The 22,746-nt window shown below is 41.9% G+C and carries 20 protein-coding genes; 9 read left to right on the top strand and 11 right to left on the bottom strand.

Annotated elements, in window-relative coordinates; all coding sequences use genetic code 11:
* Positions 1 to 168 precede the first annotated feature (168 nt).
* From EYW48_RS04410 to EYW48_RS04420, 3 genes are all read right to left on the bottom strand, one after another.
* A complete protein-coding gene (locus EYW48_RS04410; protein WP_053308940.1) occupies positions 169 to 885 on the bottom strand; it encodes a YebC/PmpR family DNA-binding transcriptional regulator in 717 nt (238 codons plus the stop codon).
* 89 nt (positions 886 to 974) lie between these two features.
* Positions 975 to 1,184 (bottom strand): DUF3283 family protein, encoded by a 210-nt coding sequence (locus tag EYW48_RS04415; RefSeq protein ID WP_053308939.1) that lies wholly within the window; start codon positions 1,182 to 1,184, stop codon positions 975 to 977.
* Positions 1,185 to 1,344: 160 nt separating this feature from the next.
* Positions 1,345 to 1,542 carry a hypothetical protein gene (locus EYW48_RS04420; RefSeq protein WP_053308938.1) on the bottom strand — a complete coding sequence of 66 codons (198 nt, stop codon included), beginning with the start codon at positions 1,540 to 1,542 and terminating at the stop codon, positions 1,345 to 1,347.
* A gap of 438 nt (positions 1,543 to 1,980) precedes the next feature.
* Between EYW48_RS04420 and EYW48_RS04425 the strand changes: the two genes are divergently transcribed.
* The gene (locus tag EYW48_RS04425) at positions 1,981 to 2,442 is read left to right on the top strand and encodes a transcriptional regulator (protein ID WP_274672408.1); all 462 of its coding nucleotides are present in this window, start codon (positions 1,981 to 1,983) and stop codon (positions 2,440 to 2,442) included.
* Between the two features lie 64 nt (positions 2,443 to 2,506).
* Here the strand turns inward: EYW48_RS04425 and EYW48_RS04430 are convergent, their stop codons facing one another.
* Positions 2,507 to 4,066, bottom strand: coding sequence for an alpha/beta fold hydrolase (locus EYW48_RS04430; protein WP_277431914.1), 1,560 nt, complete (start codon positions 4,064 to 4,066; stop codon positions 2,507 to 2,509).
* A 375-nt stretch (positions 4,067 to 4,441) separates the two neighbouring features.
* Entirely contained in the window at positions 4,442 to 6,418 is a 1,977-nt protein-coding gene (locus EYW48_RS04435; RefSeq protein WP_053308936.1) for a replication initiator protein RctB domain-containing protein, read from the bottom strand.
* A gap of 1,301 nt (positions 6,419 to 7,719) precedes the next feature.
* Here EYW48_RS04435 and EYW48_RS04440 point away from each other — a divergent pair.
* On the top strand, positions 7,720 to 8,937 hold the full coding sequence (locus EYW48_RS04440; protein ID WP_053308935.1) for a ParA family protein: 1,218 nt from the start codon (positions 7,720 to 7,722) through the stop codon (positions 8,935 to 8,937).
* A 7-nt stretch (positions 8,938 to 8,944) separates the two neighbouring features.
* Positions 8,945 to 9,916 carry a ParB/RepB/Spo0J family partition protein gene (locus tag EYW48_RS04445; RefSeq protein ID WP_277431915.1) on the top strand — a complete coding sequence of 324 codons (972 nt, stop codon included), beginning with the start codon at positions 8,945 to 8,947 and terminating at the stop codon, positions 9,914 to 9,916.
* A gap of 52 nt (positions 9,917 to 9,968) precedes the next feature.
* On the opposite strand, the gene EYW48_RS04450 is transcribed toward EYW48_RS04445, so the two are convergent.
* Entirely contained in the window at positions 9,969 to 11,003 is a 1,035-nt protein-coding gene (locus EYW48_RS04450; RefSeq protein WP_168524378.1) for a spermidine/putrescine ABC transporter substrate-binding protein, read from the bottom strand.
* A 176-nt stretch (positions 11,004 to 11,179) separates the two neighbouring features.
* Between EYW48_RS04450 and EYW48_RS04455 the strand changes: the two genes are divergently transcribed.
* A complete protein-coding gene (locus tag EYW48_RS04455; protein ID WP_277431916.1) occupies positions 11,180 to 13,246 on the top strand; it encodes a GNAT family N-acetyltransferase in 2,067 nt (688 codons plus the stop codon).
* Between the two features lie 119 nt (positions 13,247 to 13,365).
* On the opposite strand, the gene arfB is transcribed toward EYW48_RS04455, so the two are convergent.
* Positions 13,366 to 13,779, bottom strand: coding sequence for an alternative ribosome rescue aminoacyl-tRNA hydrolase ArfB (gene arfB / locus EYW48_RS04460; RefSeq protein WP_053309053.1), 414 nt, complete (start codon positions 13,777 to 13,779; stop codon positions 13,366 to 13,368).
* A gap of 250 nt (positions 13,780 to 14,029) precedes the next feature.
* Between arfB and raiA the strand changes: the two genes are divergently transcribed.
* From raiA to EYW48_RS04480, 4 genes are all read left to right on the top strand, one after another.
* Positions 14,030 to 14,377 carry a ribosome-associated translation inhibitor RaiA gene (raiA, locus tag EYW48_RS04465; RefSeq protein WP_277431917.1) on the top strand — a complete coding sequence of 116 codons (348 nt, stop codon included), beginning with the start codon at positions 14,030 to 14,032 and terminating at the stop codon, positions 14,375 to 14,377.
* Between the two features lie 243 nt (positions 14,378 to 14,620).
* Complete coding sequence (locus EYW48_RS04470) at positions 14,621 to 14,857, top strand: hypothetical protein (protein ID WP_053308930.1); 237 nt, start codon at positions 14,621 to 14,623, stop codon at positions 14,855 to 14,857.
* Positions 14,858 to 14,883: 26 nt separating this feature from the next.
* Complete coding sequence (locus tag EYW48_RS04475) at positions 14,884 to 15,174, top strand: hypothetical protein (protein WP_171375445.1); 291 nt, start codon at positions 14,884 to 14,886, stop codon at positions 15,172 to 15,174.
* 173 nt (positions 15,175 to 15,347) lie between these two features.
* Positions 15,348 to 16,346: a 2-hydroxyacid dehydrogenase gene (locus EYW48_RS04480; protein ID WP_277431918.1), complete on the top strand. Its 999-nt coding sequence runs from the start codon at positions 15,348 to 15,350 to the stop codon at positions 16,344 to 16,346.
* A gap of 6 nt (positions 16,347 to 16,352) precedes the next feature.
* On the opposite strand, the gene EYW48_RS04485 is transcribed toward EYW48_RS04480, so the two are convergent.
* Positions 16,353 to 16,796 carry an Lrp/AsnC family transcriptional regulator gene (locus EYW48_RS04485; protein ID WP_053308927.1) on the bottom strand — a complete coding sequence of 148 codons (444 nt, stop codon included), beginning with the start codon at positions 16,794 to 16,796 and terminating at the stop codon, positions 16,353 to 16,355.
* A 106-nt stretch (positions 16,797 to 16,902) separates the two neighbouring features.
* Here EYW48_RS04485 and EYW48_RS04490 point away from each other — a divergent pair, with 106 nt between their 5' ends.
* Entirely contained in the window at positions 16,903 to 17,487 is a 585-nt protein-coding gene (locus EYW48_RS04490) for a LysE family translocator (RefSeq protein ID WP_171979849.1), read from the top strand.
* A gap of 29 nt (positions 17,488 to 17,516) precedes the next feature.
* On the opposite strand, the gene EYW48_RS04495 is transcribed toward EYW48_RS04490, so the two are convergent.
* From EYW48_RS04495 to EYW48_RS04505, 3 genes are all read right to left on the bottom strand, one after another.
* A complete protein-coding gene (locus EYW48_RS04495) occupies positions 17,517 to 18,518 on the bottom strand; it encodes a substrate-binding domain-containing protein (RefSeq protein WP_277431919.1) in 1,002 nt (333 codons plus the stop codon).
* Between the two features lie 164 nt (positions 18,519 to 18,682).
* Entirely contained in the window at positions 18,683 to 21,766 is a 3,084-nt protein-coding gene (locus tag EYW48_RS04500; protein WP_277431920.1) for a beta-galactosidase, read from the bottom strand.
* 90 nt (positions 21,767 to 21,856) lie between these two features.
* Entirely contained in the window at positions 21,857 to 22,732 is an 876-nt protein-coding gene (locus tag EYW48_RS04505; protein ID WP_277431921.1) for a MalM family protein, read from the bottom strand.
* Positions 22,733 to 22,746: the final 14 nt, after the last annotated feature.

A 22,746-nucleotide genomic window follows, 5' to 3' on the forward strand; every position in this document is an offset into this window, starting at 1 on the left:
TTAGCAACGCGTCTGCCCTAGTTTCGGGATTGCATGCATTATATCTATGACAATAACCTTCTCGTTATACCTGTTTTTAGTAGGGATAAGGACGAGAAACATACATGCTTTGCACGGCAAAGATAAAAAAACCGAGCTAGTAGCTCGGTTTATATGGTTTTGATGAAATTACAACTCAGCGTTATGGTAAACCTGCTGAACGTCATCACAATCATCTAGCATATCTAAGAACTTCTGGAACTTCTCAGCATCATCACCGGTAACTGGAGTATGGGTTTGAGGTACAAAAGTAATCTCTTCCACATCCAAAGTGATATCAGGAAATTGCGTGTTCAAAGATGTTTTTACTTTGAAGAATTCAGTGTGTGGCGCGAATACCGTGATAACACCATCTTCAAGTTCTACATCCGTTACGTCAACATCATCCATCATCAGTGCTTCAAGGATAGAATCTTCGTCATCACCTTTAAACTGAAATACCGCTTGGTGATCGAACATGTGCGCAACAGTACCTGGAGTACCGATTTTGGCACCAGTCTTAACAAAGCATTGGCGAACATCTTGGAAAGTACGGTTACCGTTGTCAGTCAAGCAATCAACAATAACGCTTGAACCACCAGGGCCAAAACCTTCGTAACGAGCTGGTTGGTAATCTTCACCGCCACCGCCAGCAGCTTTGTCTAGCGCTTTATCGATAACGTGAGCTGGTACTTGGTCTTTTTTCGCCTTGGTGATCAAGTGACGCAAAGACAAATTCATGTCTGGGTCTGAACCACCATTTTTCGCACACATGTAAATTTCTTTACCGTATTTGGAATAAACTTTAATTTTTGCGCCTTGAGTTTTCGCCATTGAGGCTTTGCGCACTTCAAAACTTCTTCCCATCGGGATGATCTCTCTAATTCAATTTTATGCGAGGGATTTTAGCAAAAAGTGGGATCATTTCAATTCACCACTTAGCAAAGACATGAACGCTACGCAACGCCCATCACTCTTTTGTATTTGTTCACCGACTGCAAAAACCACTCTTTCTCTGTCTCACTGGCAATCTTTGATTGCTGTTTCGTGATTTCCTCTGGCCCAGCTTTACCCTGCTTAAGTTTCCAAATTAAAAATGAGGCTTGCTTATCAAGTTCCACTTTATTTTTTTCATCAGCAGGCAGTAAAGAAAGGTTGAAGGACATGAGTTAGCCTAGATCAGTAAATACGTGGCACGAAATATAGCATAGGAAATGGGAAAATTAAGAGTAGAAATGTGCGTTTTGTCGGTATGAAATCAAGAAAAACGAAAATACAAAGGGTGGTACCAAGACCACCCTTGTGAATTTAATCGTGGGGAACACGTTAGTGAAGTATACCTAGCTCCTTTGCTTCCTCAATGGTTAAACCACTTTCGCGAATCTCTCTTAATGCTTCAATGCGGCGACGAGCTTCGGCTGATTTAAGGTTTTTAACCGGTTTTTGAGTTTCTACTTCTTCCGTGAAGTCCCACTTACTTGCAATATCTGTCATTTCGTCATGGTTAATAGAATTAATGGACATTGTTACCTCCGAACAAACCATGTAAGGGACACGTAATCTTTAGCAAAGGGACCGATTGTTGTTAAGAACATTTAGTTCATAATGTGATTGGCGCTAGGGTTTCTGGAATCTAATTAATAAATCCCTCACTTATCCTTTGCTCAACTATCAGTGTAGAAGTACATTTAAGGAATTACCCTAAAAAATGTGTTCTGATCCAGCTCTCATTTTGGCTCTCCAGTCCCTATTCAACCTAACTCTCAAGCCATTTCCCCATATAGATAAATACTCAAAACTAAACCAAACTATACCTAAGCAACTTGAAGTTACCGGTAGGTGGCAAGTGATTGGGGTGAGCAACCGTAACCAACACCGCTGCAACTTCAAATAGGGAAGAGATATACAAAGAAGTTTTGTTTACAAATGGATAGTCAATCTAAGCGATTGGAAGGAGTGATGATGTCAAGGTTATTGATTTGGTTACATGCAATGGAAACGCTTCATCAGCAACGAAACGATACTCAATGGCAAGCGCTTAAACAGTTACTTATCGATGTGCCAAGGAGTGTATTTGGGCCAGATCTCAATGACAATCAAAGTAAAGCAATTGCTTACTTTTTGGATGGTTGTCTACGTTTATTTCAACACCAGCAAACCAATCAACCAGATGCTGCCTTTCAATATTTACAGTTTGCTTACGCCAAACTACAGCAGACAAGTGCCGATCCGTTAACCGACTTAATTATCAAAGATTGGTGCATGAAACGGCTGCAACATCTTATCGTTCTTTCTCTCGAATTTTGTCAGCAGCAAGATCAAACTCAATGGCACGCTATCGCTTCAGGCTTAATTGATGCGCATGTTAGCTTTATGGCGTCCCTTTCTTGGAATGAGGATCAATTTATCTACATTAAAAACTAATAGTAAACAATGCCCCCTTACAACCACTTTATTGGCTATAAGGGCGCGAGCTTGTTACCTTGTATCAGTTCATATCAGCAACATACTTAAAATCTTGAGTATTTAAGCATGTAGTATCTAAACTAAGCATATCTTCAGGCTCATTGATCGAGCTAAGAACCAAACTTTTCAGACAAGGAGCCCAATCTTGAGCATCTGTCAAAATACCATGAGAGCCTTGGTCGTAAGTTAAACTGAGCATGTTCGTGAACTTCTTAGCAGACACATCAGCGAGTGCTGGTGGTGTAATACCATCGTTGGCACCATTCAGAATGAGTACCGGATAATTTACTGATTCCATAGACGCATAGAAGCTACTATCAACTGGCTCGACGTTAATTGCCTGACATGCTTCTAGAGTCAAGCCAAAATGAGTACTGCCATCTACCGCTTTTTGCACTGCAGAGCCCCACTTTTCTCGACTCTCGTGATGACTCGTGAAGTACTTTGGTTTAACAGGTTCTTCAGCACAAATATTTGCTAACCCCATTGCAGCAAACTGACTAGGATATGAAGGATCATAGGAATTAGCTCGATGACTAATTAGAGCATCTAGTAAAGACTCAATAATTACCTTAGACTGTTGAATAAATTCAACTGGGTTTAATTGCCCATCCAAAGGTTCATTATCATCACGCCGCATACTTATCGTGGTCAGATAATTTAGAAAAATATCATAGTATTTGTCGTCTATTTCAGTAAGCTTAGTATTTAGTGCTGATTTAAATGTCGCTTCATCACAATATCCAACACTACGACGGCACACTTCAAGAATCCTGTCTAGCGCTTCATAGTTTGACCAAGGCATATCCTGAACACCGTTCATTTCAATAGGAAAGACACCATCTAATACCATCATTTGAATTGCACTGGAGCTCTGATAACCAGCTTTGATCTGCTTTTGCTCTTCACGAGCCATCGTCATAGCAAGACGCGTACCATATGAAACGCCATAAAGCTTCCATCCATCTTCAAGCTCCTCAACTTCTACCAACTTTTTCTCTAGCAGCAGTAAATCTAGGGCATTGTTTACATTCGTATATTGGTTTAAGTCCACACCGTCATTGACATATTTGTTCTTGCAATCTCTGATTTGCTGCGCAGTAGCTGAGTCTTCAAAATTGCAGCTTAAAGAAGGAGTAGAGTACCCGGTACCACGTTGATCAACAAAGTAGATATCATGATTCTCGGACAATACAGATAATTCACTATTGCTGTATTCAGCCCAATCGATTGACATCCCTCCTGGCCCGCCATTGAGATGTATAAAAGCACCTTTTTTGGTACCTTGAGAGGCCGTTTTAGCAACCGCAACGGTTATTTTTTTACCATCTGGTTGTGAGTAGTCTTCTGGAACTTCTAAAAGCCAGCATTTCTCAACGGTATTTGGCTGAACATAGTTATTTGCAACTAGTTGCATCTGGTTACATTGTACCGGTTGTAGAGACACTGATTGTGTCGATAGCGTGGATAAATTCAGGAAGGTATTGCTATTGCTGCTCACCGCTGAGTTGCTTTTTCCATCCTCTCCTCCACACCCTGCAATCACTGTGGCAATAGTTAGTAATGCTAATTTGCTTTTCATTGATAAAATGACCCTACAAAAAAAATAGAGCCAGATTGTATTACTGCTTATTTCAGTTATACACGAAAAGAACCTTCCTTATTATGCGCGTTTTAACTAAAGAGTCAGAAAAAGAGCGCGAGAAGCCAATAAATGGAGGATGCTCAAAGACAGCATGTCATGAAAACAAGTTACCTTGATCATGCTTCCATGAGTAAGATTTTGGGCAAAAAAAGCGAGCTCAAAAGAACTCGCGAATCTATTCAGAATGTAACAATATGAGCCAATCTATCAATCAGATAGGGAAAAGGTTGTCTATTCGTTTTCGAGTATAGTTAATGCAACCAATATTAATGTCAATTACTGGTCAGAATTGTGTTGTTAAACTGTTTATTACTAAATGCCAATAGCGACTTCATCAAGCGCACGAAAGACCGATTCATCTAGGTGGCCATCATAAACCTGTTTGCATACTTTGCGGCGTACGGCGAGGCCTGAAATTAAACGTTCTATTGATAAATGTTTATTCTCGTTTTGTGTGTTGTAAAGCTCAATTAATTTGCTCAACGTCTCATATGGGATCATCTCACCACTCACACGTAGCCAATCAAGCTTATCTATAAGTTCTATACACTCCTCTTTAATTGATGAAGGTGAGTGACCAGTCATTGCAGATAACGCTGTTATACTGCGTTCTAGAGCCTCTGGAGAGGTATATTTAGATAGAGTTATCGTGATTTCGTCAGCATTGATCTCTACAAGGTGTTTTCTCTGCTTAACACGACGTCCCAATTTGCCTTTTGGTGATGGTGCTTTGCGCTGAATTGGCTCAAATTCTCCATCAATAATCTCAGCCAGTTCTTCCAGTTTCTGCTTGGATACAATTTCATTACGCAGAGGATTAGGCAATGTAGGAGCCATATTACGCTTACCAGCGTTGGTTGTACGTGCGCGTGAATAGCGTAAAACTTCTTCAACATCGCACTTAATATCAACTTGGTAATCCGTGATCTTATTCTTTTCTGTTATTGCTGTTACCGTTAAATGATAACCCCATAGGTTAACGATAAAGATCTCATCGTTGCCTTTCCCTTCTGATAGCCGTTTCAATTCACGGATTAGATCCATTGAGAAACGACGCCATTCAATGTTACGGCCCAATTTTTGGTTGAGCTCGCTAAGTAGCATGCTGTCTGTGTGGCGACGAGACATCCTACTCCGAAAATAGGAGTACAATTGAAACACTAAGGTATGTTGTTTCAAGATCTCTGGTGGAAATAGGAAGAAATAATCACGAGTGAGCAGCTCTTCGTAGAATGACGGCTCCCAGACTAAAATATAGAGATTGGGCTTGATCCGGATCTCGCCATCAGCTCCCTCGGTTGGCGCTTCTTCTGAGGCGGTGATCGTTCTAGCAATAAAACGGAATCGATCACTCTTAAAACCTTCCGGCATATTTTCACTTAGCCAACGACCAGTCAATTCGTGCAGTTGAAAATCGGTAAATTCAATACGATCAATACTATCGCGAATTGAATCACGAGCAGGCCCACTGTCCTTTTTTCCACGTAACGACAAAATATCCGTAATGTAGAGCGGTGTTTTATTTGGAGTATGGGTGGTATTAAGTTGGTAGTCTTCTTGGTGATGATCATGGTATTGCACGGTAAGCGTAAACAGCGCAAACAATGTCATTAAATCATCGACCGTCATGATATTCTTCGATGAGCGGGTTTCAATAATCGCACGCGTACCTGAAATTGAAACCATTGATTTCTGGTAACTTTTACGAGTTCTTGGTGGAGCTAATGCTTGGTCAATAATCCCTGCCCAGTTGGTTGGAGAAACGACAAATTGATCCGCTTCATCTTTCATGGCTGGTGGAATGTTTAACCCGTGTTCATTGAGCAAACGTTTATTTACTTGAGTTTGAGCTAATGCTTTCGACCGTTTACGTTTTTCGGTTTGTTTTACTGATTCAGTGACTAAACTCGTTGATCCTAGGACTGAGATCAATTGATTAGGGTTGACGAATTTATGTAACATCGTCTTACCAGCTAGTCCTTCCTCGAATTTAACAGGGATCTGTTTAAATAAACCGATGCTTACTGCGGCACGTAAACGTTGCTGAATCGCAGCTCTGGTTAGTTGACCATCTGTTGCTTCGATTAATTCGGTTGTGGATACTAAACCGTCTTGACTCCGAAAGCCTCGTAAGGAGATAAGATTAAGAAGTTCAACAATACTTTTCGTCACGCCTTTGAAGTGTTGGTATTGCTCAACCCAATCTACGGCTGCCTCAGATATTTCAAAAAGATGACCATCTTTATGACTTCTTGGTGCTTTGATCAGTATTTTTTCGTCTGAGTTCATGATTAGATCCGTATCACACTGGCCGTAATATCGCTATAGTTCCAACAGAATAAAGAAAAAGAGATCATAAATAAAGAAAAATTTACTGCTTTTAAACAACTGATCTTTTTGATTATTCTGATCTATATTGATTATATGATCTAATGATCAGAAGATGTTTTCCCTTGTAATCCACTGTTTTTAAATGATAAAAAAAAAACACTACCAGAAGCATGATCATCGTGATTATGAAAACATGATCAATGTTTAGGTGAAAGCATGATCAATATTTCGTTGAACGATGATCATTGCTGTTCTGAATCAATGATCAACGTATTCTTAAAAGCATGATCATCATACATCCACAACTTATCCACAGTCATGAAGTGAAAGTTATCGATTTCGCCATCATAATTCGAAATTGGACTAACCTTTGGCTACGGAACAATGATCATGAAAAGTATTCTTTCATTAATTTTGGATACAGTTTGTACGATTTCATCTCAAAATAACAATGTCATGCTTTGCTATTGGTGTTATTGGGTTGCAAGTATATTGCAGCAAGCATGATCAAGGTCTGAATTGAATGTTCTTCACTTCGTTCGTGTTTTTCTACATGTTGTACTAACAGAAGAGAAATACGCTCGCACTTGATTCCATCTACAATCCCCGTAATTTAAATGAGATTTTACATGCTTCCGTAGATATTCTGCACTTGATCATTGATCCGTAAAGGATCAGGTTCCATTGCGGAGGCTTAATCCACTAGAATGCGATAGATTACCCTTGATCATTGTTCCTAAGTGTCCATTTTTATCAAGAAGCATGATCATCAAATAAGCCTTGATCATGCTTCCACCATTTTATAGTGATCAAAAGCTATTCCTCACCGAGCTCGAGCGATTTAGTGCGAACTTGATTGATGATTTTTATTACTATTTTCTCACGATGTCGAATGAAAATGACACTAGCCGTAAATTACTGAGATTCTATAATCGTTCCGAAGGTTATTTTTTAAAGGATCTATAATTTTTTAATATTTTTATTATCGATGGAATTTTCTTATCCCATTCTGTTTTATGTTTTCTAATCAATGTGAGTTTACATTGTAAATAAGTGACAACGTAATATTTTAAATGTTTCCAAGTTTGTTGAGATAATGCTGTGCATTTTGCGTTTGTAAATTGGCTACTAACATTAAATACCTAATTTATTTTCTATTTAATGTGACATTACTCTAAAAGTGAATGTTCACCTTTTTATTGTGTATTGTATTTTTTGCTGTACAATTCTTGCTTAAGTACCTATTACGGAATTTGGCAATGAAAAGAGAACAAACGATAGATAATCTCTACCAACTCGCAGAATTGACGCAACAAGTTCAAGCTGACCGTATCGAAATTGTTTTAGAAGAGCGAAGTGATGACCACTTTCCTCCAATGTCTAAAGCACTGATGGAAACGCGTTCTGGTTTAACTCGTCGTAAGTTGGATGAAGCAATTACTAAATTGGAGCAAGCTGGTCATCAATTTACTAAGAATAATGCCAATCATTATTCTATTTCTCTTGCTGAAGCGCACATGCTAATGGACGCTGCAGGTGTGCCTAAATTCCATCAACGTAAAAAACATGGTGACCACAAACCCTGGATTATTAATGTTCAAAACCAAAAGGGTGGCACTGGGAAATCGATGACAGCGGTACATTTAGCCGCTTGTCTAGCGCTGAATTTGGATAAACGCTACCGTATTTGTTTAATCGACTTGGACCCTCAAGGTTCTTTGCGCCTATTTTTAAATCCGCAAATAAGTTTATCTGAACACAGTAATATCTACTCGGCAGTTGATATTATGCTCGATAATGTACCTGAAGGGACGGAAGTCGACTCTGCGTTTTTACATAAAAATGTCATGTTGCCAACGCAGTATCCAAACTTGAAAACCATTTCAGCTTTCCCCGAAGATGCGATGTTTAATGCGGAAGCTTGGCAATATCTTTCTCAAAATCAATCGCTTGATATTGTGCGTCTTTTAAAAGAAAAGTTGATAGATAAAATAGCCGATGATTTTGACATGATCATGATTGATACCGGCCCACACGTAGATCCGTTAGTGTGGAATGCTATGTATGCCTCTAACGCGTTATTGATTCCGTGTGCAGCAAAGCGCTTGGATTGGGCATCGACAGTCAATTTCTTCCAGCATCTGCCAACTGTGTATGAAATGTTTCCAGAGGATTGGAAAGGGCTCGAATTTGTGCGTCTGATGCCGACTATGTTTGAAGACGACAATAAAAAGCAAGTGTCGGTTTTAACCGAAATGAACTACTTATTAGGCGATCAAGTTATGATGGCGACGATTCCTCGTAGTCGTGCATTTGAAACTTGTGCTGACACATACAGCACTGTATTTGATCTCACCACCAGCGATTTTGAAGGTGGTAAAAAGACGCTGGCAACGGCACAAGATGCCGTGCAGAAAAGTGCATTAGAGCTTGAGCGCGTACTTCATAGTCATTGGTCATCACTTAATCAGGGGTAAATAAAACATGGCAATTAAAACGTCTGATCTAAATGCAAAACTGTTTGGTAAAGCGAATAAACGACGTGCAACCACCCCGCAAGAGGCACAAACAGCGGCTAAGGAACAGGCTCAAGTTATCGAACTCGCAGTGGCTGGCGAAGAATTGGTAACGTTTGAGTTAGTACGTATTCCGGCTGATCAAGTAGCGGATAAAACGGTCGTTTTTTCGCAAAATGCACGTGAACAAGCTTTCCTAAACGAACATGCTTTGTCCGATGTTCTCACAACATTACGTGAACGTGGTCAGCAATACCCTGCTGTAGGGCGTAAAACAGCTGATGGTAAGATAGAAGTTTTAGACGGTAGCCGTCGTCGAATGTCTTGTATCCTGGCTGATAAAGAGTTTCTGGTTTACGTTGCCGAAGATATTAATGCTGAACACGCTAAATTTCTTTCTGATGTTGCAAACGCACATAAGCCGCTTTCTTTGTACGAAAAAGGCAAAGAAATGCAGGCAAAGCTCGATAATCAAGACGCTGAAGATCAAAAAGCCTTAGCGAAAATGTTTCAATGCAGTGAAGCGTTAGTTAGTGGTGCTTTAAAGGCTGCAGCTTTACCTTTGGAGCTACTGCAAGCCTACCCAAATGTGGTTGAATTAGGTCGTCCGACTATAGTGAAGCTGCATAAGCAATACCATGAGCTAGACGCAGAACAACAAGCTAAACTATTAGCAAAGTGCCAATCTAAGCAAGGTTTTGCATGGCAGCGTGGTAGTGCGCAAGGTGTGGCTAGGTTGACCAAAGAAGTGACTGAAACCATTGAGTCATGGATCCAAGAATTGGTGCCACCTAAGCGTGCAGTAGCCACCAAAACTGACCTTGTTAAAGGTCGTGCAAGTTATAGCCGCAATGGCAGTAATTTGGCGCTGAATTTAAAAAAAGTAGATGATGCAACGATGCAAGAAATCTTAGATTTTATTCAAAGTAAACTCGATTAATTTTCTGCTGCTCTATAACAAAGCCCGCAATTGCGGGCTTTGTCGTTTACTATTATTGGTTTCTTAGACGTTGCCAATATTTCTCGTAAATGGCGAGTGCTTCAGAGCCAACATCGTTAATGAATTCCCCTTTTGCCATATCTGATTCGGAAGGGAAAATGGTTGGATTATCACGTAGTTCTACGGGAAGTAATGCTCGGCCACTTAGTGTCGCCGATGCGTAACCTAAGCTATTGACTATTTCTGCTTGGTTTTCGGCTTGATACATAAAGTTGATGAACTTATGGGCTAATGCCTTATTTTTACTACCAGAAGGAATGGTAAAATTATCCATCCACAATACGGCGCCTTCTTCTGGCATAACAAACTTCAACTCAGGCATTTCAACCTGGCCTTGGTAAGCGTTACCATTCCACTGCATACCTAAAGCAGCTTCACCTGAAACATAGGGGACATGTGGTGCATCAGAGTTATACAACAAAACGTTATCTTTTAGCGCCTCTAGTGACTGGTAGGCTTTTTCGATCTCTTGTTCATTTTTGGTATTGATGCTGAAGCCATTTAAAATGAGTGCCATACCGAATACATCACGAATATCGTCAATTAGCATGACCTGTTGATTATATTGCTTGTTCCAAAGATCTGCCCAACGAGTCACTCCTTCAGGAATAAGCGTTTCGTTGTAGCTGATGCCAGTAATTCCCCAGATATAGGGTAGGGAATAGCGGTTTTTGGGGTCGTGTGCTTGTCCTAACAATGAAGGCATTGCATCTTTCATATTCGGGATTTGTGTATGATCTAGCTCAGCAAGTAGGCCTTCACGTCCCATTTTTTCGATAAAATACGCGGACGCAAATACCACATCGTAACCGCCACCTTTAAGCAATTTGAGCTTGGTATACATTGACTCATTATTTTCAAAAGTTGAGTAGTTGATGGTGACATTTTCTTGCTCTTCAAATTGCTGCAGTGCTTTTTCAGGCAGATAACCGCCCCATGCGTAAACATTTAGCGTTTGTGTATTTGCGCTTACTTGAGAAGCGGTGAGCATTGCTGATAAAACCAATCCTTTGATGAAAGTCTTCATTGCATTTTCATTCCTCTTGAGTCCAGAACCATACTGGAGTTGAGCGAATAATTAGTTAAAAAGTGCTCGGATTAAAGCAAAACAAATTTGTCGTAAAGAAAAATATTTTTATGCATTCTTATGGTGCCTTTTGCCTGTGCTAACATTGGCTGATTAATCGTGGCTATGGCATAAAAATGAAAGCAATCAATGACTACTTAAAGCAACTTATTGAATTGGCAAACCTGACTGATTGGCGTTTTGGTGTTGTAGTGCGTGGTGATGATTTATTTCAGAATCAAGTCTGCGACACTCTGCTAATTACTGGTAATCCTACAACTTGTTTTCAAGTAGGAGGGGCGGCTCGAGATGTCACTCGTTCAGTTCCTTTTAATAAAGGTCAGCAGCTGCTAGGACAAGAGTGCCAACGGTTAATTTATGATCTCAGTGATGGGTTTGATGCCAATAGTTTTAGTGCTGCACTTGGTGCATTAAAAGGGGCGGGCATTTTGCTTGTGATGGGGAATGAGGAAAATCGTCATTCTCCTGCGCAGCAATGGCTGAATATGGCGTTTGAGCAGTTACTCGTGCTTGAGCAATCTCGCCCTTTGCCAGCACTACCTGATACTTCATTGGTTGCTGATGAATTACCTCTTCCTCTTTTTTCACAGCAGAAAGAAGCTATTGCAGGCATTGTTCACGTCGTTGAAGGCCATCGTAAGCGCCCTTTAGTTATTACGGCTGACCGCGGGCGTGGAAAAAGTAGTGCATTAGGGATCGCTGCTGCGGAGCTGATGAAAAAGCGGAATATTAATATACTCATCACTGCGCCGACAATTAACGCGCTTAAGCCCGTATTTGAACATGCGATGTTGAATCTACCCGATTCAAGTCGGAGCGCCAATGCTCTTCATTATCAGCATTCATCCCTACAATTTGTTGCGCCAGATGAACTGCTAAAACTCAAACCTCAGTGTGATTTGCTATTGGTCGATGAAGCGGCCGCTTTGCCTCTTGCCTTGCTACAGCTGATGGTCGAGCTGTATCATCGCACGGTATTTTCTACAACGATTCACGGCTATGAAGGGTGTGGTCGAGGTTTCACTCTCAAGTTTCAATCTTGGCTCAAAGAGCACAGACCTGGCGTCAAGTCATTCCATATTGATCAGCCTATTCGTTGGAAAGAAGGGGACCCACTCGAACAGTGGCAATATCAAACCTTTCTACTTAATTACGACTTACCAACGTTGGCGATGCCATCTTCTTTTAGTCTTAGTCACGTAACATTGGAGTTGATACCCAAACAGCAGATGCTCAATGAGCCAAGATTGCTGCATGAGGTTTTTTCGTTGTTGGTCAATGCACACTACCAAACTTCACCCAATGATTTATTCCATTTACTAGCTGATGACAACATGCAGCTTTATGTTTCGATGTTAGGTAAGCGTTGTCTTGGCTGCATTTTAACGGTAGACGAAGGTCAATTAGATGAGCCTTTAATTCGTTCTATTCAGCAAGGACAACGTCGTCCTAAGGGGCATCTTGTACCTATATCGCTTGCTAACCAAGTGGGTATTGCCGAAGCGGCTTCTCAATCTTGTACGCGAATTATGCGAATAGCCGTTCATCCTGATTGGCAACGAAAAGGCGTTGGTGCACAGTTGCTTACTCTGCTGAGCAAAAAGGTGACTAGCGATTATCTTGCAACAAGTTTTGGAGCGACAAGTGAGCTCATTCATTTTTGGTCATCACAACACTTTGTTCCTGTGAAAATTGGCACACAGCGCGATCAAGCCAGCGGTTGTTATTCCTTACTCATGGTTCAGGATTCAAGTCTTTCTTGGATCGCAATAGCGACACAACGTTTTAAGCGCCATTTCTTATATTCGCTAATGGATACATTACAAAATATCGAACCTGAATTGGTGCGAACTTTACTTATGCAGATGGCTAACAACAGTGAGGTATTCAACTCAGATCCAGTCGAGATGGTTCCGTATCGTCTACTGTCTGATTACAGTGCCGGCGGTTCAGATTTTGAAAGTGTCAGCGTTTGGATTCAGCAAGTACTCCATTGCCTCAATTCTGAATTCGCATTTTCCATTTCGGATGTATTGGTAAAAAAATGTTTGCAGAATAAAAGTTGGTCGGCTTGTGCCAATGAACTTGGATTGTCTGGGCGTAAGCAAATTGAACAAACCATTCGCCATGATCTGAGTTTTATTTTGGATAATTTACACTGTAAAACTGCTGAATCCGATTAATAATGAAGCTGGGATTTACAGTGTAAAGTGAAGGTGTTCGCTTTTTTTCGAATGTCACTCAAGGTCATCAATAGCAAGTTGTTAAGAGAGGTATAGTTAATTGATCTTCTGTGACTCTTTTAAAAGTCGATTTTACCGCGCAAAGACTTATTTGCGCCATTTCTTTTCTTCGCCTCAATCCGTCGACGTTGAGAACCTTTAGTCGGTTTTGTTGCGGTGCGTTTCTTTACGACCACCATTGCTGAAAGAATCAGTTCTTTGAGGCGGTTGAGTGCATCTTCTCTGTTTTGCTCTTGGGTTCGATAAGACTGAGCTTTGATAACGATGACACCTTCTTTGGTAATTCTTGAGTCAGATAAGGCGAGTAGTTTTTGCTTGTAAAGATCGGGTAGGGTAGAGCGATGAATATCAAATCGTAAATGTATCGCACTAGAAACCTTATTAACATTCTGCCCGCCGCTACCCATGGCGCGAATTGCTGAAAGTTCAATTTCCCAACTAGCGAGTTCGACGGTGTTAGATATCTTGAGCATAAATCCAGAGTAAGAAGTGATTTCAGTCGTCATTCTAATGGAGTTGCTAGTGGTTTACCATCTCACCTATGAATGAATCGATCTAGCAAGACCACTGAGAGTTTATTTTTGCGCTAGACGTATTCAAGGGGACGAGACAATATTATTTGATAACACAGAGCTTAATCACACATGTGAGAATCTATAGTTGGTCAAAGTGGATAGAGTTTGATAGGTTAAGAAGACATAGTGATTGGAAAGGTATAATTATATGAAAGTAAACGTTCAAACACATCATGTATCAATTAATGAAGACTCACGTAAAGAAATTGAAAGTAAATTTGAGAAAATTTCATCTCACTTTCCTCAATTGATCAGCTGCGACATTATTATCACCAAAGAACACGGGCAGCATGAGGTAGAAATCTTCACCAATTATGAGGGCGTGCGCGTTTCAGCTAAATCGACAAACGACATTATGTATCCGGCTATTGCTGCGGCATTGAAGAAACTTGAAGCTGGTTTAAGCAATCGCAAAGGGCAATTGAGAGCCGATATTCATGCTAAACCAACGGGCATGAGACCTGAGATAGATACTGACCTTATCTCAGAAGAGTAATCTTATTTTCATATCATCAAACAGATTCTTGAAGCCAGCCGCATCGTGCTGGCTTTTTTTATACTCAATGCCTAGGATGGTGCAGAATGCGTAAACCAACAGGTTGTTCGACCGATTATTGCTTTAACTTTAATGCAATCAATATTTCCATATCATAAGTTTGAACCTCGGTTGTAGATCACATTCATCGTGCCAATAAAACCGATATCTTACACATCGTTTATTTGTTTTAAGGTTGGTTGTATGGATATTCGATTTTGTGAAAAATGTGGTGAAGCAACACCACACAAAGAGATCATTAAACAGAAGCCTTCGAAGTATGGAAAAAGTAGAAAGGAGCAGTTTAAAGCATTTTTAGAAGGGTTCTTTTCGGGAACTGCAAGCCCAGCATTGGCATCATTAGAACTTATTGACCGATATGTTGTTTGTGATAAGTGTGGGCATAAAGTACTCGAAAATCACGGTGAAGAATTTCAATGATACGATAACTACAAGGATATTATTTGATGACCAAATTTCAGTTTTTTTGCAAACCAGGCTCTGAACGTAAAGAATTTACTTATCTCGATATGAGTAGTGAGACATTCTCGGATGAAAAAGCGCAACTATTACAATTAGATTTTGAAGTTGAAGATGATGTCATTTACGCGAGTACAGCAGAAGAAGCTGTTGAAAAGTTTCGTTCAAATTATCTTTATGCTTTAGAAGAGTACAACAATGCACATCCATCGAGTGCCTTTATCACTTTGGTGATTGAAAGCTACAAGGAGGTGCGTCGTCGATTTGCTGTACGTTAACTAGTTTGCATTTCACAGCTACTTATTTTCAATCTTTCTCATTGGTTCGATACTTATTTTGTCTAAAAGAGCGTTTCGCGGAGCATATCACTATCAATCATTGCTTCAATCAGTGATATGCTGATTGTTAGAAAAAGTAAAAGAATACAAAGCTCACTCAATGAGGAACAATAATGATCAACATTGCCTTTTTTAGCACGAAGTCTTATGACCAAGCTGCATTCGAACAAGCTAAAAATAACCACCAGGTCAATTATCACTTTTACGACTTTTTACTTACTGAAAAAACAGCCAAAATGGCCAAAGGTTGTGAAGTGGTGTGTGCGTTCGTTAATGATGATTTATCACGTACGGTTCTAGAACAACTTGCAGTGCGTGGTGTTAAGATGATCGCTATGCGTTGCGCAGGGTTTAATAATGTCGACTTGGATGCAGCAAAAGAGTTCGGTATTACTGTGGCTCGTGTACCTGCTTACTCACCAGAATCGATTGCTGAACACACGGTGGGATTAATGATGACATTAAATCGCCGTTTCCATAAAGCGTATCAGCGCACCCGCGAAGCGAATTTCTCACTGGAAGGTTTGGTTGGTTTTAACTTTCATGGTCGTACCGCCGGTATCATCGGCACTGGGAAAATAGGTCTGGCAACGATTCGGATCTTGAAAGGGCTTGGTATGAACGTGTTGTGTTCTGACCCTTATCCAAGCGAAGTAGCAAAAGAGCTTGGAGCCACTTACTGTGAATTAGAGACGCTTATTCGTCAATCTGATGTCATCTCCTTACATTGTCCAATGACAAAAGAGAATTACCATCTTTTGGATGCGGCTTCCTTTGGGAAAATGAAAGATGGGGTGATGATCATCAACACCAGTCGTGGTGAGTTGTTAGATTCAGTTGCCGCTATTGAAGCGCTTAAGCAAGGGCGTATTGGTGCGCTTGGTTTAGACGTTTATGAGAGCGAGAAGGAACTATTCTTCCAAGATAAATCAAATGACGTGATTGTGGATGATGTATTTCGACGTTTGTCTGCGTGTCACAATGTTATTTTTACCGGTCACCAAGCTTTCTTGACTACCGATGCACTGCAGAGCATTGCCGAAACCACACTGTCCAATATAGATAGCTTTGCACAACAAAAAAGCAATCCAAACTTCTTAGATTTTACTTGATAAACGTCATTGTCTTTCATCTTTCGGAGAATCCATCACCACCATCGTGCTGATGGATTTTACCGTTAAACACTCACCAAGTACGTCTGCGTGAAAGCGTTTATAAGCACCGAGATCTTTTGTTTCAACGCGGAGAAGGTATTCGTTCATCCCCGTGATGTTGTGGCATTCCACCACTTCTTTCGCAAAACGTACATGTTCTTCGAAACTAAGTTGTGCTTTTTTCGTGTGACTGTTTAAACCAATCGCTACGTAAGCTACAAAACCGACATCAAGCTGTGTTTTATCCAATATCGCACGATAGCTTTTAATTACCTTTTTCCGTTCTAGATCTTGAACTCGTCGCAGAGTTGCTGAGGGAGATAACCCTACTCGCTCGGCTAGTTCAACATTAGATACTCGGCCATCAATTTTTAGTTCTTGCAATATTCTTTCGTCAAATCGGTCCATGGGTATTTTTTATTGTCTATTTTTATCGTTTAAAACAAATATAAGCACAATATTGCTAGTTGATACCATTATTATTTTCTTATCGTTTATCAATAGAGAGAAAAAAATGGATTACACACAGTGGGGGCCATTGATTGGGTTTGCCTTTGTCTCAACATTTTCACCGGGGCCGAACAACATTATGCTCATGACATCAGGAGCCAATGTCGGTTTTGTACGTACCATTCCCCATATGTTAGGTATAACCTTTGGTTTTAGCCTCATGCTGTTGTTAGTTGGTGTTGGGCTAACAGAGTTGTTCCAACGCTATTCACTGTTACAACAAGGCTTGCAAATCACTTGCATGGCATATTTAGTTTATTTGGCCATAAAAATTGCTTTAAGTAACCCGGCACAAAATGCTGAGCACTATCAGCCGATGTCATTTGTAGCCGCAGTACTGTTTCAATGGGTTAATCCTAAAGGGTGGTCGATGGCATTAACCGCTGTGAGTGTTTATAACCAGAGTGCTAGTTGGGCGCAGTTGTTACTTATTTCACTGGTGTTTGCACTGGTAAACATTCCATCGGTTAGTGTATGGACAGCCGCTGGCAAACAACTGAGTTATTGGATGAATCATCCAAGCTATGTACGTTGGTTTAATGGTGCTATGGGGGCTTTACTGCTGTTTTCCGTAGTATCTATGTTATAGAGCGTTACTATTAATCAATATCTGTCAGGTTAAATGCTACTCACAGAGGAACGTCTCACCAAAATTGGCATAAACAACTTGTGATCATGGTGCTCAGTTTGTTCATTACTTGCTAGTTCCAATGAAAGTTTCACCGCTTGCTTAGCCATCACTTGAATTGGATAGCGAATCGTAGTGAGGCGAGGGTAGATATAGCGAGCGATATGCCCATCGTCGAACCCAATTACCGACATGTTCTCGGGAATACGGACACCATTTTCTTGTAATAAGGTGAGGCAACCAGCAGCCATGTAGTCATTGTAGGTGGCGATCGCGGTAATCGGTGTATTTTTGGCCATTAGGTTAACCATCGCTTGCTCTCCACCAAGCTCATCGGGTTCACCGTATTCGATGTACTCTTCAATGGGTTCAATGCCATTGTCACGCAAGGCATCTAAATAGCCAGTTTTGCGGTCGTGCGCATCTTCAATATCGTGGCTTGAGCAAATGTATGCGATATGTTTATGGCCATTTCGAATCAAATACTCTGTCGCCATGTAAGAGCCTTTGTGGTTGTCGAGCGCGATACAACGGGAAGCTATTTCCGGTACGATTCGGTTGATTAATACCATGCCGGGAATTTCTTGAGCTAACTTAGTCAGTTCTTCGTCGCTCATGCCTTTGCTGTGCACGACTAACGATTCACAACGGCTGTTAATGAGTAAGTTAATGGCGTTGCGCTCTTTGATCGCATCATGGTAACCACTGCCAATTAATAACTGTTTACCTTGCTCACTTGCTATTGTGTCAATTGCTTTGACCATGGTGCCAAAGAAAGGAGCAGAGACATCATTCACCAAAACGCCTATTGCATTAGAGGATTTACTAACTAAAGCGCGTGCATTGGCGTTGGGGCGATAGCCTAGTTTCTCCATTGCCGCTTTGACCGCGATAATGGCTGATTCACTGGTATGTGGAGCGTTGTTGAGTACGCGTGAAGTAGTCGCAATGGATACGCCTGCTTCTTTTGCAACGTCTTTAATGGTCGCCATAGAGCCTCTTTTCTTCTGATTGTGGTTAATTAGACAGCGGATGAGTGAATAACACAAATGCTAAAGATCGTTTAACTCGATTGTTGCAGGTTTTATTTAACCATTTGATAAAAAAGCCCTCAAGATGATTGAGGGCTAAGTTAACAGAAGCGATAGGGTAAGCGCTAGGCGTGAGGTTTTAACGTGACTGTATATCGGTACGTTTTCTCTAGTAGTTGAAATTCTTTATGCACACTTGGGCTCCAAGAGTCATCGCCACCAACCCCCATATGTTGGTGATCAATACGGACATACACTTTATCTTCTGCTTTCAATTCATTGGTGTGTTTGGCCTGCGCTAATTGCTCCAAGCTATATTGGCTAACACTAAATGCCAAATCGCCCGTGAACGTCAGGTCGCCGACAGCTAGCCACTTTGCGCCGCTGCGTAGGCCATTATCGGTTGGAAAAATATAGGGTGTATGCATCGACTCTAGGGGGTGAGTATGTAAGCCAAAGCGGGCGGCCGACAAGCGGTCAGGGTAGTTCTCGAATGGGCCTAAACCTAGCCAAGTGACTTCCTCTGCCAATGGTAATTCCAACTCTAAACCGATACGTGGCATCGGAGGAAGATGGTCTGCCAATTTTACGCTGACATCCAAACTCATGCAGCCTTGGTTATCGAGTGTGTAAGTCCAAACGGTTAGCGCTTGAATGGCCTCATTATAGCGATAAGCAAAGGTTGAGGTGACTTGAATGGCTTGGTTTAGTGTTTCACTGACGCAACTGATACACTCACGCTGCCATTGGCCAATACCCGCTAGTTGCCAACGACATACCCAAGCATTTGGGTCTATGTTGTCCACTTCGCTAACGCCAATATCATTATCTAATGGTGCGCGGAAAAAGTTATCTTCGGGCGATCGCAGTATTTGCGGCTGTCCATCTACTCGCCAATCAGTGAGTAAGCCGGTCTGTGTATCCCATTGCCATTGATGTTTTGCATCACGACTGTTTACCAAAATCTGAGAGCCTTGTTCGCTGAGTTCTGGCGCTGGTTGAAGATTCACCTCAGGCAGTGATAAAGCACAAGTATTGACTAATGCAAACTGCTCGGTAGCGATAGTATGACCCGCAGGCGCCCAAGCGGTTGAATTCACTAAACAAACATCCGTATTGAGATGATAGAGTGCATCGACTTTTGGTTGGAAATTCCATTCAATTATCATGTGTTGCTGGCTGTCAGCCTCAATAGCGAGCGCTAACTGACCGGTTTGAATAGCCACACCATTTTCTAACAGAGACCAGTTTAGCTGTTCGTTATCGGTGGCACGGAACAAGTTCTCGTTAGTGATGGTTAAGTGGCAGTGCTGCTCATGTTGTTTATTGAGCACAACGGTGATCATCCGTTGACAGAATTTGGCTTCTTCCAGTGTTGGGTGTGGGGTGCGATCTGGGAAGATCAAACCGTTGATGCAGAACTGACGGTCATTGATTTCATCACCAAAGTCACCACCGTAAGCCCAGAAGTGTTGGCCGTTTTCATCCCATTGGCTTAAGCCTTGATCCACCCAGTCCCAGATGAAACCGCCTTGTAGGCGAGGGTAATCGCGGAACGCATCCCAGTACTCATTAAAGCTACCTAGACTGTTGCCCATCGCGTGTGCATATTCACATAAAATCAAAGGGCGATTTTCGTTAGGTAGCGACACCCATTTCTTGATTGGCCACTTGGGGACAGCTTCGTCTTCAATGGTGGTATTTACCCTGGCATACATAGGGGCAATGATGTCTGTCGCGGTGGTGTTTGAACCGCCACCTTCATACTGCACAGGGCGCGATGGGTCATAATGTTTTGACCATGCATACATCGCATTGTGGCTACTGCCGTGACCTGACTCGTTACCTAAAGACCAGATGATGATCGAAGGGTGGTTCTTATCACGCATCACCATTTGTGTATAGCGGCTCATGTAAGCGTGTGCCCACTGTGGATCGGCTGACAAACGGTTCATTGGCACCATACCATGTGTTTCAATGTTGGCTTCATCACATACATACAAACCGTATTGATCACACAATTCATACCAACGAGGATGGTTAGGATAATGCGCAGTACGAACCGCATTGAAGTTGTATTGCTTCATTAAGCAGATATCACGGATCATATCTTCTTCGGTCATGACATGCCCCAGTTCTGGATGATGTTCATGGCGATTGACACCACGGATCAGCAAAGGCTTGCCGTTGAGCTTCAATTGACCATCGGTGATTTCGACCTTGCGGAAACCAACTTGGTACGCTTCGCTTTCTAAGTGCGTGCCGTTTTCATCCAACAGTGAGACGACTAAGCGGTAGAGGTTCGGTGTTTCCGCCGTCCATTTCTTTGGCTCGCGTAGGTGCAACGTTTGGAATACCACGTCATCCCAAGTGCCACGTTCATCAATGCGTCGGTTGTGTGGACGATCGATGCGAGGCTCTGTCACGGCTTGTTCACCGTCAAACAGCTGCACTTGGACTTGATAGGTGTCAGGCGCAGAAATAGAAGTCACAACTGACAGGGAACCATCGTGGTAACACGCGTCTAAATCTGGCGTTATGAACACATCTTCAATGCAGTGTTGTGGTTTAGACACCAAATTAACGTCGCGGAAAATACCGCTCAGCCACCACATATCTTGGTCTTCCAAATAACTACCATCGCTCCAGCGAATGACCATTACCGCTAAGCTGTTGTCACCGGCATGGAGATAGGGTGATAAGTCAAATTCAGCGGGTAGTCGGCTGTCTTGGCTATAACCAACCCAATGACCGTTACACCATAAATAAAAGGCAGAGTTCACACCGTCGAAGATAATGCGCTGAGTCTCGTTGAGAGACGCTTCGCTCAGAGTCAGGCGAGTACGGTAGCATCCGGTTGGATTATCTGCGGGCACATAAGGTGGATTGACTTCAAACGGGTATTTGATGTTAGCGTAAATTGGTTTGTCGTACCCTTGAAGTTGCCAGTTCGATGGCACGGTGATCTCATCCCAGGCGCCATCATCAAAGTTGGCTGTAATGAAATCACCGTCGACCTGTTCTGGGGCATCAAACAGTTTGAACTTCCATTGACCATTGAGCGAGTGAAGCTGGGCATTGCTTGCTTGACGCGCATGTTCAATATCACGGTAGCTCGCCAGTGGACTGTGCGCTTTAAGACAGTGAATATTAACCGACTGAGGGTTCTCCCAGTCTCTTCGTTGGATAATGTCTGAAAATGCTTTCATGGTATTCCTACTTAACTTTTTGTTTCTAATCTTGTTTCGCTACGGAATTTGAGTCCGTAGCAAGGGTGTCTTTGGTTTTGTTGTGAAGCGTTATTTCGCTAATTGTTTCACGAGATAATCTTTTGCTTGGGTAAAGCCTTGCTCAGCAGCTTGGTTGGCAATTGCCGCGGCTTGTTTTACGTCGTTGTCTTTGAGTGCTGCATCGATTTGAGATTGGTACAAATCCCATTCGTCTTGTGCTTCAGGTGATGCGGCAGGAGTTAACTCTGCCTTTGAACCGTCGTTGGTTTGCGTGCCTAATTCCGCCAAAAGCGTTAATACCACGTTGTTGTCGGAGGCACTCGCTGTGACATCAATGACGCCAAAGGGTTGGAATTCTGCTGTGAGCGGAAGCTGTTTACTGCCAATGACGTTTTGCGTTTCTGCGTAGACTTCTTCCGGGTGCTTGCGAGTCAATTCCGTGCCAAGCAATGTCGAATCTGAAGCGATGACTACATATTTCGCGCCATTAAGTTGTGGGTTCACCGTGATCACTTGTTCAGCACGCTCTAAGCCGCGCATGCCAGTTGTGTGGTAGTTAAAGTCTTTCGCTGAGTAATCGGATAGAAGTTGCCATTTCGCGTCGTAAATCAGAACGTTCGCAGCAAATAGCGCATTGTTATCAACATAAGAACGAACGAGCAGCGAGAATGGTGCGTCAGAAGTGATTTGGTAGCTCATCACTGGGAGCGGTTTGGATGAAGCAGAATCTAAAGAAAGTAAAACCGCATTGCTCAAGCTTGGCAGGTTAGCATCCATAACCACCTGCTGGTGGAAAGGAATCGATAGGGCAGTCAGAGGTAAAGCATCTAACGTTGAGCAACACTGTAGTTGGCTCAAATCGGTATTGAAGGTTTGCTCTGGTAATCCACTGCACGCGCCAAGAGACAGAGCCATGAATAGAGTTGCTAGCGGTTTTAGTTTCATCTACGTTGTCCTTT

Origin of the sequence: Vibrio sp. 1180_3 (assembly GCF_029478545.1) — a bacterium.
Lineage (GTDB): Bacteria > Pseudomonadota > Gammaproteobacteria > Enterobacterales > Vibrionaceae > Vibrio > Vibrio aestuarianus.

What these genes read in the sequence shown, in the direction of transcription:
- EYW48_RS04480 (WP_277431918.1), top strand. Translation starts at nt 15,348, where the DNA reads ATGATCAACATTGCCTTTTTTAGCACGAAGTCTTATGACCAAGCTGCA.
- EYW48_RS04420 (WP_053308938.1), bottom strand. Translation starts at nt 1,542, where the DNA reads ATGTCCATTAATTCTATTAACCATGACGAAATGACAGATATTGCAAGT.
- EYW48_RS04485 (WP_053308927.1), bottom strand. Translation starts at nt 16,796, where the DNA reads ATGGACCGATTTGACGAAAGAATATTGCAAGAACTAAAAATTGATGGC.
- EYW48_RS04415 (WP_053308939.1), bottom strand. Translation starts at nt 1,184, where the DNA reads ATGTCCTTCAACCTTTCTTTACTGCCTGCTGATGAAAAAAATAAAGTG.
- EYW48_RS04455 (WP_277431916.1), top strand. Translation starts at nt 11,180, where the DNA reads ATGAAAGCAATCAATGACTACTTAAAGCAACTTATTGAATTGGCAAAC.
- EYW48_RS04500 (WP_277431920.1), bottom strand. Translation starts at nt 21,766, where the DNA reads ATGAAAGCATTTTCAGACATTATCCAACGAAGAGACTGGGAGAACCCT.
- EYW48_RS04435 (WP_053308936.1), bottom strand. Translation starts at nt 6,418, where the DNA reads ATGAACTCAGACGAAAAAATACTGATCAAAGCACCAAGAAGTCATAAA.
- EYW48_RS04440 (WP_053308935.1), top strand. Translation starts at nt 7,720, where the DNA reads ATGAAAAGAGAACAAACGATAGATAATCTCTACCAACTCGCAGAATTG.
- EYW48_RS04410 (WP_053308940.1), bottom strand. Translation starts at nt 885, where the DNA reads ATGGGAAGAAGTTTTGAAGTGCGCAAAGCCTCAATGGCGAAAACTCAA.
- raiA (WP_277431917.1), top strand. Translation starts at nt 14,030, where the DNA reads ATGAAAGTAAACGTTCAAACACATCATGTATCAATTAATGAAGACTCA.
- EYW48_RS04495 (WP_277431919.1), bottom strand. Translation starts at nt 18,518, where the DNA reads ATGGCGACCATTAAAGACGTTGCAAAAGAAGCAGGCGTATCCATTGCG.
- EYW48_RS04425 (WP_274672408.1), top strand. Translation starts at nt 1,981, where the DNA reads ATGTCAAGGTTATTGATTTGGTTACATGCAATGGAAACGCTTCATCAG.
- EYW48_RS04505 (WP_277431921.1), bottom strand. Translation starts at nt 22,732, where the DNA reads ATGAAACTAAAACCGCTAGCAACTCTATTCATGGCTCTGTCTCTTGGC.
- EYW48_RS04450 (WP_168524378.1), bottom strand. Translation starts at nt 11,003, where the DNA reads ATGAAGACTTTCATCAAAGGATTGGTTTTATCAGCAATGCTCACCGCT.
- EYW48_RS04490 (WP_171979849.1), top strand. Translation starts at nt 16,903, where the DNA reads ATGGATTACACACAGTGGGGGCCATTGATTGGGTTTGCCTTTGTCTCA.
- EYW48_RS04430 (WP_277431914.1), bottom strand. Translation starts at nt 4,066, where the DNA reads ATGAAAAGCAAATTAGCATTACTAACTATTGCCACAGTGATTGCAGGG.
- EYW48_RS04475 (WP_171375445.1), top strand. Translation starts at nt 14,884, where the DNA reads ATGACCAAATTTCAGTTTTTTTGCAAACCAGGCTCTGAACGTAAAGAA.
- EYW48_RS04445 (WP_277431915.1), top strand. Translation starts at nt 8,945, where the DNA reads ATGGCAATTAAAACGTCTGATCTAAATGCAAAACTGTTTGGTAAAGCG.
- arfB (WP_053309053.1), bottom strand. Translation starts at nt 13,779, where the DNA reads ATGCTCAAGATATCTAACACCGTCGAACTCGCTAGTTGGGAAATTGAA.
- EYW48_RS04470 (WP_053308930.1), top strand. Translation starts at nt 14,621, where the DNA reads ATGGATATTCGATTTTGTGAAAAATGTGGTGAAGCAACACCACACAAA.